Source organism: Loktanella sp. DSM 29012, from assembly GCF_900110705.1.
In the GTDB taxonomy this organism is placed as follows: Bacteria; Pseudomonadota; Alphaproteobacteria; order Rhodobacterales; family Rhodobacteraceae; genus Loktanella; species Loktanella gaetbuli.
Genome location: NZ_FOEJ01000001.1, coordinates 866,870 through 878,547, shown reverse-complemented (window position 1 = coordinate 878,547; position 11,678 = coordinate 866,870). Strand labels below are relative to the sequence as shown.

11 protein-coding genes are annotated in these 11,678 nt (G+C 62.1%); 3 read left to right on the top strand and 8 right to left on the bottom strand.

Annotation, left to right across the window (positions count from 1 at the left end; all coding sequences use genetic code 11):
* Window positions 1-2: 2 nt before the first annotated feature.
* A complete protein-coding gene (locus tag BMX27_RS04380) occupies window positions 3-1,592 on the bottom strand; it encodes a sulfatase-like hydrolase/transferase (RefSeq protein ID WP_090158624.1) in 1,590 nt (529 codons plus the stop codon).
* Window positions 1,593-1,740: 148 nt separating this feature from the next.
* Between BMX27_RS04380 and BMX27_RS04375 the strand changes: the two genes are divergently transcribed.
* Window positions 1,741-3,126 (top strand): PQQ-dependent sugar dehydrogenase, encoded by a 1,386-nt coding sequence (locus tag BMX27_RS04375; protein ID WP_177172642.1) that lies wholly within the window; start codon window positions 1,741-1,743, stop codon window positions 3,124-3,126.
* Window positions 3,127-3,222: 96 nt separating this feature from the next.
* On the opposite strand, the gene BMX27_RS04370 is transcribed toward BMX27_RS04375, so the two are convergent.
* Together BMX27_RS04370 and rpsD are read right to left on the bottom strand one after the other, a co-directional pair.
* Window positions 3,223-3,876, bottom strand: a complete 654-nt coding sequence (locus BMX27_RS04370) for a pyridoxamine 5'-phosphate oxidase family protein (RefSeq protein WP_177172641.1) — start codon at window positions 3,874-3,876, stop codon at window positions 3,223-3,225.
* A gap of 157 nt (window positions 3,877-4,033) precedes the next feature.
* Window positions 4,034-4,654, bottom strand: coding sequence for a 30S ribosomal protein S4 (gene rpsD, locus BMX27_RS04365; RefSeq protein ID WP_090158622.1), 621 nt, complete (start codon window positions 4,652-4,654; stop codon window positions 4,034-4,036).
* Between the two features lie 174 nt (window positions 4,655-4,828).
* On the opposite strand from rpsD, the gene BMX27_RS04360 reads away from it, so the two are divergent.
* Window positions 4,829-5,299, top strand: coding sequence for a DMT family transporter (locus BMX27_RS04360; protein WP_090158621.1), 471 nt, complete (start codon window positions 4,829-4,831; stop codon window positions 5,297-5,299).
* A complete protein-coding gene (locus BMX27_RS04355; protein ID WP_090158620.1) occupies window positions 5,296-5,742 on the top strand; it encodes a DMT family transporter in 447 nt (148 codons plus the stop codon). The genes BMX27_RS04360 and BMX27_RS04355 overlap by 4 nt, the downstream gene beginning before the upstream one ends.
* On the opposite strand, the gene glpK is transcribed toward BMX27_RS04355, so the two are convergent.
* From glpK to BMX27_RS04330, 5 genes are all read right to left on the bottom strand, one after another.
* Window positions 5,727-7,220, bottom strand: coding sequence for a glycerol kinase GlpK (gene glpK / locus BMX27_RS04350; protein WP_090158619.1), 1,494 nt, complete (start codon window positions 7,218-7,220; stop codon window positions 5,727-5,729). The two genes, BMX27_RS04355 and glpK, sit on opposite strands and share 16 nt — an antisense overlap.
* Window positions 7,221-7,256: 36 nt before the next feature.
* Complete coding sequence (gene glpD / locus BMX27_RS04345) at window positions 7,257-8,822, bottom strand: glycerol-3-phosphate dehydrogenase (protein ID WP_090158618.1); 1,566 nt, start codon at window positions 8,820-8,822, stop codon at window positions 7,257-7,259.
* A gap of 56 nt (window positions 8,823-8,878) precedes the next feature.
* Window positions 8,879-9,310 (bottom strand): type II 3-dehydroquinate dehydratase, encoded by a 432-nt coding sequence (aroQ, locus tag BMX27_RS04340; RefSeq protein ID WP_090158617.1) that lies wholly within the window; start codon window positions 9,308-9,310, stop codon window positions 8,879-8,881.
* Window positions 9,311-9,413: 103 nt separating this feature from the next.
* The gene (locus BMX27_RS04335; protein WP_090158616.1) at window positions 9,414-10,505 is read right to left on the bottom strand and encodes an ABC transporter ATP-binding protein; all 1,092 of its coding nucleotides are present in this window, start codon (window positions 10,503-10,505) and stop codon (window positions 9,414-9,416) included.
* Between the two features lie 11 nt (window positions 10,506-10,516).
* A complete protein-coding gene (locus BMX27_RS04330) occupies window positions 10,517-11,671 on the bottom strand; it encodes a carbohydrate ABC transporter permease (RefSeq protein WP_090158615.1) in 1,155 nt (384 codons plus the stop codon).
* Between the last annotated feature and the right edge of the window lie 7 nt (window positions 11,672-11,678).

Here is an 11,678-nt window from a genome sequence, read left to right as displayed (position 1 = left end):
CATCAACCAGGATGATAGTCGGGATCGGCCTGAAGACTGCGCATCTTGTACAACAGCAGCGTTTCTTCACGCGGCCATTCGGGCGAGGAAAACACGATCCCGTCCTCCCAGAATGCGGCCGGCTTCCACATGGACCGTGCAGCACGGCGTGCCTCCAGATGCGCGATGATCCGGTCGCGCATCACGTGCTGGCGGTCGATGGTGGCGGGATCGTTTACCCGATTGTCGATCTCGAACGGATCGGCGGTCAGATCGTACAGCTCGTCCCCGTCGCCCCAGCAGCAGACGTATTTCCAACCATTCAGATACAGGATTTTCTGAAATGCGATGTCGCCAGAATGGCCAAAGTGATCGCAGATCAGCGCCTCGCGCCGCGACGTCCCCCGCGCCATCGGCAGCAGGCTGTCACCATCCAGCCCCAGCGGATGCAGATCATCCTGCGCGCCAGCCGCGTCGATCATGGTGGCGGTCACGTCCAGCAACGTCACCGGATCGCTGATCGTGGCGCCGGCGGGCAGCCCGTCAGGCCAGCGCATGACCAGCGGAATACGCGCGACCTCTTCGCTGAAACTGCTGTATTTGTCCCAGCCTGCACCATGGGCGGCCAGCCCATCGCCGTGATCGGCGGTGACGATGAACAGCGTGTTGTCGGCAATCCCTTCGGCCTCCAGCACATCTGCGATCCGTCCGATGGCGGCATCGGTCTGCAACCCGGCCGCATAGGCCCGCGCCAGCACGGTCTGCCAAATGCCCCAGTCCGGCCAGCGTTCACCCGCCCTGTGCTGACACCGCAGATCACGCTGCACGCGATAGCGCCAGGGCTTGTCCGACAGATCCTCGGCAAAGCTGGGATAGGGCGGAATGTCGGCGGGGTTGATCAGGGCCGCGAAATCCTCGGACGGGTAATAGGGGTGATGCGGTCCCCACAGGCTGATCACCATGCTGAACGGGTCGTTCCCCCGCGCCAGATCGCGGATCGCATCAGCGGCGGTATTGGCGACGAAATTCTGTTCCTGCGCCGCGGGATCGCCCAGCAGCACACCGGCCCCGTCCATGAAATCCCACGGCTCTTCGGGGTCCATCAGAACGGTCGTGCCGTCGAGCTCCGGGCGCAGCAGGTGATGGTCGATCCGGCAGCGCGGCTGATCCAGCCCCCGGTCGGCCAGATAGGACTTATACCGGTCAGAGGCATAGAGGTTGCCGTATTCCGGCAGGCTCCACCCGGTCAGGCCGTAGTCGGCGGCGGTCTTGTTCACGCCGCAGTGCCATTTGCCGTAGTAATGGTTCTGATACCCAGCCTGCGCGAGGTAGGCGGGATACAGCACCTCGTCGTCGCGGAAATCACGGCGATTGTGCGGAATGGGGTATTCGCTGTTCCAGCGCAGCCCGTGTTTGTCAGGCCGTTTGCCCGTCAGGAAACTGGCGCGCGACGGCGTGCAGACGGGCGTGATGCAGCGCGCCTGATCGCACCACACCCCCTGCCCTGCGATTCGGTCGAGGTGCGGCCAGCGATAGGGATAACGGTCAGACCCGTAGTGGCCGTGAAACGCCACGTGGTCGGTAAGGATCATCACGATATTCGGTTTGTTCATGCAGCATTGCTAGCCCGCCTGCGATCCGGACGAAAGGTGGCAGACGAACGGCTGCTCTCAACCGCGCTGGAACTGATGTGCGTACAGATCGTTGGTCCACGATTGCAAACAAACAGAAAATTTGGACCCGATGCTTAGAACCCTTCTGATGACCACCGCCACCGCCGCGCTTGCTGCACCCGTGTTCGCACAGGAAACGACGGACGAACCGATCCCGTCCAGTCAGGCGACCCCCGAACAGGAACGCACCGTCGGGCTGTCATTCCGCTACACGATGGATCAGGCACCCGAACCCTACACGGGGCCGAACGTCAACAATACCGCCCTGCGGCTGGCCGACACCCCCCCGCAACTGAACGTGCCCGAGGGCTTTACCGCGACGCTGTTCGCGCAATTGCAAGATGCCCCGCGCCAAGTCGAGGTGCTGCCCAATGGCGATGTTCTAGTGGCCCACCAGTCGGCAGGCTATATCGCCCTGCTGCGCGACGGTGACGGCGACGGATCGGCGGAAACGATCTCGCGCTACGCCGAACCGTTCACCGCACCCTACGGTGTCAGTTACCGCGACGGAGCGGAGGGTCCGCAAATCCTTGTCGCCGATCTGATGGGCATCTGGGCCATGCCCTATACCGAGGGCCGCATCCGCATCGTCGGATCGCAAAACCAGACCGTCGATGAAGTGCCGCAGGACGAACGCGTGCCGCAGCATGATTTTTCCGGCCAGACCATGATCACGCCAGAGGGCGCGTTCGGTGACGGCCCCTTTGGTCACGTCAACCGCGACATCGCCATCGGAGACGACGGCACCCTTTATGTCGGGATCGGATCGAACGGGAATATCTCGGTCGAACCGGGCGTGCCTGCGTCCATTCAGGCCTTCAACCCCGATGGATCACTGATCGGCACCGTGGCCACCGGTGTGCGTAACCCCGCAGGTCTGGCGATCCATCCCGACAGCGGCGATCTGTTCGCGGTCGTGCAGGAACGCGACGGCACGGGCGATGACCTCGTGCCCGATTTCCTGATCAACGTGCAGCAGGACGGGTTCTATGGCTGGCCCTATTCCTACATCGGTCAGAACCCGCAGCCCGGTTTCGCCGATCAGGCCCCGGACAAGGTCGCAGCCGCGCTCGCGCCCGACATGCTGTTCCAGCCGCATTCCGCCGCGATGGACCTCGAATTCCCCGAGGACGGCGCGCAACTGCCAGAGGCGTATCAGAACGGTGCCTTTGTCGCGTTCAAGGGATCGTGGAACCGCACCCAGCCCACCGGCTACAAGGTCGTGTTCGCGCCGTTCGAGAATGGTATGCCAACCGGGACATATGAAAACTTTGCCACCGGTTTCTGGGTTGAAAACGACCAGCGGGCAGAGGTCTGGGGCCGTCCCGTCGATGTCGAATTCGCCCCCGATGGCGCGATGTTCATCGCCGATGACACCGGCAACACCGTCTGGCGCGTGACATATGACGCCCCGGCCGACGCGCCGCAGTCAGAGGCCGAGGAAACGGATACCGAAACCGAAAACACGAACTAAATCGAACGACTCTCGGGCCGCCCTACGGGGCGGTCCTAGACGTTGTCGTCATCAGACACTGGCGTAAGTCGCCAGCAAAGATTTGCAACGCAGCCATCAGTACATCGTCTGCCGATACTCTGCCTCAAGGTCTTCATCGAGCTTGGCCAGTTGCTCTGGATCCTTTGGTGCCCCCGTAGTCTGGTCGAGGATAATATTCATCAACGATGGAACATCCCCTCGATCCTGCTGCGCATCGGGACTCCACAGTTTTGACCGCCGAAACGCCTTGGCACAATGAATGAAAACCTCATCGACGCTGATAGCGATCGCCACTGTTGGCGTCCGATCATTCACGGCCATATGCACCAAAAGGTCGGGGTCCCGCGTGATGACTGCCGTGCCATTGACGCGAAGCGTGTCATCAAAACCGGGCACGATAAAAAGCAGGCCAACATGACCGTTGGTCATGATGTTCGTCAAAGTATCAAGACGGTTATTGCCGGGACGATCAGGGATCAGCAACGTTCGGTCATCATGCACCTTGACGAAACCGGGCGGGTCGCCGCGCGGACTAACATCCGCCGCACCGTCACTGGACTGTGTGCCGATGCAGATGAACGGCGACCGTTCAATGAAAGCGCGGGCGTGTTTGTCCAGATAATTCAGACACTTCTTGATCGCGGTATCATGCGTTGGGGCGAATAACTGCCGCAGCTCCGCCTCATCGCGCAAGATAAAGTCCGTATTCAATACGTCCGGCTTCGTCACTTCACACCGATCCCTTTTGTCTTTGAACGGGGAGACCTTACGGGCGCTGACGGTGGCCGTCCAATGTAAAGGCTGATGGCGCACCGCGAAAGGACGTACCGATAAACGCAAAAGGCCGCCCCAAGGGGCGGCCTTTCGTATCGCGGGCCAGAACCGATTAGTTCTTGGCGTAGAATTCGACGACCAGGTTCGGTTCCATCGTCACCGGATAAGGGACATCACCCAGCGTCGGGGTCCGCACAAAGGTGGCGGTCATCTTGGAATGGTCGACTTCCATGTAGTCGGGCACGTCACGCTCTGGCAGTTGGGCGGCGACCAGCACCATTTCCAGCTGCTTGGACTTGTCACGAACGGCGATGATGTCGCCTTCCTTGACGCGGTAGGACGGGATGTTGACGCGCTTGCCGTTCACGGTGACGTGGCCGTGGTTCACGAACTGGCGTGCGGCAAAAACGGTTGCCACGAACTTGGCGCGGTAAACGACGGCGTCCAGACGACGCTCCAGCAGGCCGATCAGGTTTTCACCGGTGTCGCCCTTGACGCGCTCGGCTTCGCCGTAGATGCGGCGGAACTGCTTTTCGGTCAGGTCGCCGTAGTAGCCTTTCAGCTTCTGCTTGGCGCGCAACTGCAGACCAAAGTCGGAAACCTTGCCCTTGCGGCGCTGGCCATGCTGGCCAGGGCCATATTCACGACGGTTGACCGGGGACTTGGGACGGCCCCAGATGTTTTCGCCCATGCGGCGGTCGATCTTGTACTTGGCAGACGTGCGTTTGGTCACGGCTGATCTCCTTCATTTGCGTTACGAAGGGCGTTGTCCTTTGGGTTACCCCCGACAGGCATCCCCTTGCGAGGGCCACCAACACCAGTGTCCGGGGCGCTTAGGTCATGTGCGCGACGCTGTCAACACCATGCGGGCTTGTGCCTGCAGGGCATCGGAGTCACATCTGCGCCCATGACAGACCCAACACAATCCCCGACCCATCCGCTTGCCTTTCTCGCAGCCTTCGGCGCGGGCGGGCTGTTGTCACTGATGGTGCTGTTCAACGGCACGCTGGCGCAGTACGGGTCATTGCTGTTTTCCAGTTGGGTGCCACACGCCACGGGCACGGTGGCGGCCCTGATCGCGCTGGCGATCCTGCGTCCCGGCCGCACAAGCAGGGTGCGCCCGCCGCTGTGGTCCTATGCGGGTGGTTTGTCGGGGGCCGTCACCGTGATGGCCACGTCCTATGCCTTGAACACGCCGCTGGCGCTGTCCGGGACGTTGGCGATCGGGCTCGCGGGACAGATGGTGTTCAGTCTGATCGCAGACGCACGCGGGTTATTCGGTCTGCGGCAACGGATGCCAAGCGCGCGGGACATGGCCGCACTCGCGCTGATCGTGACCGGATCGCTGGTTCTGATATTTCTCGGGGGTGCCGCATGATCCTGCCCGTCCTCGTGGCCTTTGCCGCCGGTGTTCTGGTGATCCTCAGCCGCCAGATCAACGGGCGTCTCAGCCTCAATACCTCGGCGCTGGAATCGTCGTTCTGGAATCACATCGTGGGTGCTGTCGCCCTGACCATTGCCGCGTTGATCTTTGGCGGGTTGCGCGATGCCCAGGTGACCCAGGTCCCGTGGTGGGCCTGGCTGGGCGGCACGGGCGGCGTCGTGTTCATCGCGGCCTCTAGCTGGCTGGTCACGCGGATCGGGGCGGCGCAGACCGCCCTGCTGATCATCGCAGGCCAGATGGTGTCGGGCGTGGTGATCGACCTGATCACGGGCGCGCCGGGGTCACCGCTGGCGCGCACGATCGGGGTGGCGCTGATCCTCGCCGGGATGTGGGTGAGCCGCGCACCCAAGGTGAAGGCCGCTCAGTCGCCGGTATAGGTCAGCGTCGCCTGCACGGCCCGCTGCCAACGGCCATATTTCTCCGCCCGCTTGTCCGGGTCCATCTGCGGATCGAACGTCCGGTCCAGCGCCCATGTCGCGGCAAAGCCGTCCTGATCGGGATACAGCCCCGCGCGGTAGCCTGCCAGCCAGGCCGCCCCCATCGCGGTCGTTTCCAACACCTTCGGACGGTCAACACGCGCACCGATGATGTCCGACAGGAACTGCATGGCGTAGTCGGACGCGCTCATGCCGCCGTCGACGCGCAGCGCGGCATCACCCGCCTGCCCCTGCCAGTCGGCGCGCATCGCGTCCAGCAGGTCACGCGTCTGGTAGCCCACGGATTCCAGCGCGGCACGCGCAAATTCCTCGGGTCCGGTGTTGCGCGACATACCGAAAATCGCACCCCGGCAATCGGCGTTCCAATAGGGTGCGCCAAGCCCCGTAAAGGCCGGGACCAGGACCACGTCCTGCGCGGGGTCCGATGCTTCGGCGAGGGGCTGTGTTTCCTTTGCCTCGCGGATCAGCTTCAGCCCGTCGCGCAGCCATTGCACCACGGCCCCCGCGATGAAAATAGACCCCTCCAGCGCGTAGGTGGGTTTGCCGTCCAGTTGGTACGCGATGGTCGTCAACAGCCGCGAGGTGCTGGCGACGGGCGTATCGCCCGTGTTCAGCAGCGCGAAACACCCGGTGCCGTAGGTGGATTTCAACATACCGGGCTGGAAACAGGCCTGCCCCAGCGTCGCCGCCTGCTGGTCCCCCGCCACACCCAGAATCGGAATTTCAGCACCGAACAGATCGGGGCGCGTGACACCGAAATCAGCGGCGCAATCCATCACCTGCGGCAGCATCTGCTGCGGGATGTCCAGCAGATCGCAAATGGTCGAGGACCAGCGTCCGTTGTGAATGTCATAGAGCATCGTGCGGCAGGCGTTCGTGGCGTCGGTCACATGCGACGCACCACCCGTCAGTTTCCAGATCAGCCAGCTATCGACGGTACCGAACAGCAACTCTCCGTTGCGGGCGCGTTCGCGGGCCCCTTCGACGTTGTCCAGGATCCACTTCAGCTTGGTCCCTGAAAAATACGGGTCAAGCAACAGGCCTGTCTTGGCCGTCACCGTGTCGGCGTGACCCGCCAGATCGCGGCAGATCGCGGTGGTGCGGCGGTCCTGCCAGACGATCGCATTGTGGATCGCCTCGCCCGTGGTCTTGTCCCAGACCACGGTCGTTTCGCGCTGGTTTGTGATGCCGATGGCGGCAATGTCGCCGACGCGCAGACCTGCGCGTTCGATCACGGACCGACAGGTCGCGGCCGTCGAGGTCCACAGATCCGCCGGATCGTGTTCGACCCAACCCGACTGCGGAAAATGCTGGGGAAATTCCTCTTGGGCCGTCGCCACGGGTACCATCTCTGCGTCGAACAGGATCGCCCGCGATGACGTAGTGCCCTGATCAATGGCCAGAATATGTTTGCTCATGTCGGTTCCTCCCTGACGCCGGATGTGCATCATCGCCTATTTGGCGAGGGTGGAAAAGTCCGCATCTGACATCCAGCGATCCAAGGCCGCAATCTGATCTGCATCCAGACGCAGACCCAGTTTCGTGCGTCGCCAAACCACGTCCTCTGCCGTGCGCGCGAATTCGCGGGTCATCAGCCAACGCACCTCTGCCCCGGTCAGGGTCGCGCCAAAATCGGGGCCAAGGTCCCTGACCGTTTTCGCATCGCCCAGAATATCGCGCGCCTCGGTGCCATAGGCGCGGATCAGACGGCCTGCCCAATAGGGTGTCAGGAACGGATAGTCGGACTGCAAGCCTGTGATCATACCGGCCACGTCCTCGACCGGGAAATCGCCACCGGGCATGGCCACACCCGCCGACCATTTCGGCGGCAGATCGTCAAAGTATGGGGCCAGCTTGTCCATCGCATTCTCGGCCAGTTTGCGATAGGTCGTGATCTTGCCGCCAAAAATGTTCAGGATCGGCGCGCCGCCGTCAGCCTCGACCTTGAGCACGTAATCGCGGGTCGCGGCCGTCGCGGATTTGACCCCGTCGTCATAGAGGGGCCGCACACCGGAATAGGTCCAGACGATATCGTCGGTGCTGATGTCGTCCTTGAAATAACCATTGGCGAAATCGACCAGATACTGCGCCTCTTCGGGGGTGCAGACCGGTTTTTCGTCGGGGTTTTCGTGGGCCGCGTCCGTCGTTCCGATCAGCGTGAAATCGGTCTCGTAGGGGATGGCGAAAATGATGCGCCCGTCCTCACCCTGAAAGAAATACGCCTTGTCGTGATCAAACAGGCGGCGGGTCACGATATGGCTGCCGCGCACCAGACGCACGCCCTCGGTGCTGTCGACGTGGACGGTATCGTGGATGATGTTGCCGACCCAAGGGCCGCCTGCGTTGACCAGCGCCCCCGCGGTGACGCTGCGCGCGCCATCCGGGCCGTCCAGATCAATGGTCCAGTGATCGCCCGTCCGGTGGGCGGCCAGCACACGGGTGCGCGTCATGATATCCGCGCCACGCGCCTCGGCGTCACGGGCGTTCAACACAACCAACCGGCTGTCCTCGATCCAGCAATCCGAATACTCGTAGGCGACCTTGAACCGATCCTCCAGCGGGGCACCCTCTGGTCCGGTGGTCAGGTCCAGCGTTTTTGTCCCCGGCAGAATCGTGCGACCGCCAAGGTTGTCGTACAAGAACAGGCCCAGCCGGATCAGCCACATCGGGCGACGGCCCTTCATCCAGGGCATCACGACGTTCAGTATTTTCGACGTCGGCGTCTCACCCTCGAACCGCATTTCGGGCGCGTAGGGCAGCACGAACCGCATCGGCCAGGAAATATGCGGCATCGCGCGCAGCAGCGTTTCGCGTTCCGCCAGCGCATGACGCACCAGATTGATCTCGAAATACTCCAGATAGCGGAGGCCGCCGTGAAACAGCTTGGTCGAGGCGCTGGACGTAGCAGAGGCCAGATCGTTCATTTCCGCCAGCCCCGTGCGCAACCCGCGCCCGGACGCATCCCGCGCAATGCCCGCACCGTTGATGCCGCCGCCGATAACAAAAATATCGTAGTCCATGATCCATTCCTTCGCGTCTGCCCCTCACCTAAGGCATCGGCGGTGGAATGAAACTGTCAGGACAAAAGTTGCATCAAACGCCGCAGCGCTGCGGCGTATCCCTCAACCCCCAGTCCAGCGATGACCGCATCGGCGCGACCAGAGACATAGGAATGATGACGAAACGCCTCGCGCTTGTGGATGTTCGAGATATGCACCTCGATCACTGCGCCGTCATAGGCGTTCAGCGCATCCAGGATCGCGACCGAGGTATGCGAATAGGCCCCCGGATTGATGACGATGGCATCCGTGGTGCCACGTGCCTCCTGGATCAGATCGACCAGCGCGCCTTCGTGGTTGGACTGTGCGAACCGCAGCTCTGCGGCGTCACCCACGACCGCGCGGCACTGGTCGGCCACGTCATCCAGCGTATCGGCCCCATAGATTTCGGGCTGGCGCTGGCCCAACAGGTTCAGGTTCGGGCCGTTCAGGATCAGAATGGTTGGCATGGTGTTTCCTTGGGTCTTTGGCCGGACCATGCCCCAAATCGCGCCCCATGTAACGCAAAAGGCGCGCCGATGTGGCGCGCCGATGCAAAGTGTGGCCGCTGGATCAGCGGTAGTGCAGCGAATGACCGTTGTGGAAAATCTGCACCTTTTCGGGCTTGGCCGTCATCTTGACCGGCTTGCCGCGCAGATCGCCGTGAATGCCCGGCAGCTTGCCGATCAGCGCATCCTGATCGCCCTGCGGTTCGAAATACAGCAGCGTCACCTCGCCCAGGGCTTCGGTGATATTCACCTTGGCGTCGAAGATATAATCGCCGCCTTGCGCCTCATACAGGTCCTCTGGCCGGACGCCCACATTGACTTTCAGGCCCTTGTCGGCGGCCTGCGTCGGCACGGCGGCCAGTACGGTGCCACCGCCGTCCAGTTTCACGCGGGTCTGTTCGCCAGTCTCGACGATCTCACCCGACAACAGGTTCATCGCCGGCGAGCCGATGAATTGCGCGACAAACTCGTTTTCGGGCCGTTCATACAGTTCCAGCGGCGTGCCGACCTGCGCGATCCCCTTGTTCGCCAGAACCACGATGCGGCTGGCCAGCGTCATCGCCTCCACCTGATCGTGCGTCACATAGATCATCGTGCTGTCAGGCATCGATTCCTTGAGCTGCGCAATTTCGATCCGGGTAGCGACCCGCAAGGCTGCATCGAGGTTCGACAGTGGCTCGTCGAACAGATAGACCTTGGGGTCGCGCACGATGGACCGCCCGATGGCGACGCGCTGGCGCTGACCACCCGACAAGGCCTTGGGCAGACGATCAAGATAGGGCTCCAGCTGCAGGATCTTGGCGGCCTTGGACACGGCCGCATCGATTTCGGCCTTGGACTTTTTCGCGAGTTTCAGCGCAAAGGTCATGTTGTCGCGCACCGTCATATGCGGGTACAGCGCGTAGGATTGGAACACCATCGCGATGCCACGCTGGGCGGGTGGCACGTCGTTCACCACCTGCCCGTCGATCTGCAATTCACCACCCGTAATCTTTTCCAGACCGGCGATCATCCGCAGCAGCGTGGATTTCCCGCAGCCAGAGGGTCCGACGAAAACGATCAACTCGCCCTTTTTGATGTCGAGATTGATGTTTTTCAGAACGTCGACGGTTCCACCATAGGTCTTGGCGACGTCGGTCAGTTTGAGAGTTGCCATGACAGGTCTCCTTATTTCACGGAACCGGCCAACAGGCCGCGGACGAGGTAGCGTTGCAGGGTGAAGAACACCAAGAGCGGGATCGAGATCGAAACAAAGGCCGCAGCGGCAAGGATGCCCCAGTCACCGCCGCGCGATCCCAGCAGGTCGTCGGCGATCTTGACGGTCATCACCTTGGCTTCTTCGGAACTGGGCAGGAACACCTTGGCGATCAGCAGGTCATTCCATGTCCACAGGAACTGGAAAATCGCGAATGCCGCCAGTGCCGGGAACGACAAGGGCAGGATGATCTTCATGAAGATCTGGAAATCCGTGCCGCCGTCCACACGCGCACTCTCGATGATGTCGCGCGGCAGACCGATCATGTAGTTGCGCAGCAGATACACCGCCAACGGTTGACCAAAGGCCGAGTGGGCCAGCCAGATTCCCAGGAACGATTGCCCGATCCCCAGATTGTAATGCAGCTGCAACATCGGCACGAGTGCCAGCTGCAACGGCACGACCAGCAGGCCGATGATCGCCGCGATCAGGAACGCCCGACCCCTGAAATCCATCCAGGCCAGGGCATAGGCCGCAAAGGCCGCCATCAGGATCGGAATGATCGTGGTGGGGATGGTCACGGTCAGCGTGTTGATGAACGCCTGTCCCATGCCGCCCGCGCTCAACACCGTGCGGTAATTGTCGAGGGTAAAGTTGGGCGGCGTCGAGGCCACCACATAGTAGCGCGGCCCCCGGTTTCCGGGGTCCTCGGGGACGGTGTAGAGATAGTCGCCGTTGGCCTCGACGATCAGTGTTTCGCCGTCGCCCAGATCAGCAACCTCGCCTGCGGGGTACTCACCCGGCGCGCGGCCTGAATCACCGAACGCCACGATGTCGCCTTCACCGTTGGGAAATGCGGGCGCGATTTCGGGGTCCTGAAACACATTGCCCGACAAAACGAACAGCGCGCCATCCTGCGATACGGATTCCACGTCACCCCGCCCGCGGAACGTCTGTTCCGTGGAAAACGGCGCCAGCCACCAGCCCGACGATGAAATCGCATCGCGATCACGAAAGGACGAAACGAACAGACCGACGGTCGGGATCAGCCAGATCAGGACCAGCAGGAACACCGTGATGTTCACCGCGATGGTCAGACCTGATTTTTTACCTGCAATATTATCCATGGTATCC

What these genes read in the sequence shown, in the direction of transcription:
- BMX27_RS04380 (WP_090158624.1), bottom strand. Translation starts at nt 1,592, where the DNA reads ATGAACAAACCGAATATCGTGATGATCCTTACCGACCACGTGGCGTTT.
- BMX27_RS04375 (WP_177172642.1), top strand. Translation starts at nt 1,741, where the DNA reads ATGACCACCGCCACCGCCGCGCTTGCTGCACCCGTGTTCGCACAGGAA.
- BMX27_RS04360 (WP_090158621.1), top strand. Translation starts at nt 4,829, where the DNA reads ATGACAGACCCAACACAATCCCCGACCCATCCGCTTGCCTTTCTCGCA.
- BMX27_RS04355 (WP_090158620.1), top strand. Translation starts at nt 5,296, where the DNA reads ATGATCCTGCCCGTCCTCGTGGCCTTTGCCGCCGGTGTTCTGGTGATC.
- glpK (WP_090158619.1), bottom strand. Translation starts at nt 7,220, where the DNA reads ATGAGCAAACATATTCTGGCCATTGATCAGGGCACTACGTCATCGCGG.
- glpD (WP_090158618.1), bottom strand. Translation starts at nt 8,822, where the DNA reads ATGGACTACGATATTTTTGTTATCGGCGGCGGCATCAACGGTGCGGGC.
- aroQ (WP_090158617.1), bottom strand. Translation starts at nt 9,310, where the DNA reads ATGCCAACCATTCTGATCCTGAACGGCCCGAACCTGAACCTGTTGGGC.
- BMX27_RS04335 (WP_090158616.1), bottom strand. Translation starts at nt 10,505, where the DNA reads ATGGCAACTCTCAAACTGACCGACGTCGCCAAGACCTATGGTGGAACC.
- BMX27_RS04330 (WP_090158615.1), bottom strand. Translation starts at nt 11,671, where the DNA reads ATGGATAATATTGCAGGTAAAAAATCAGGTCTGACCATCGCGGTGAAC.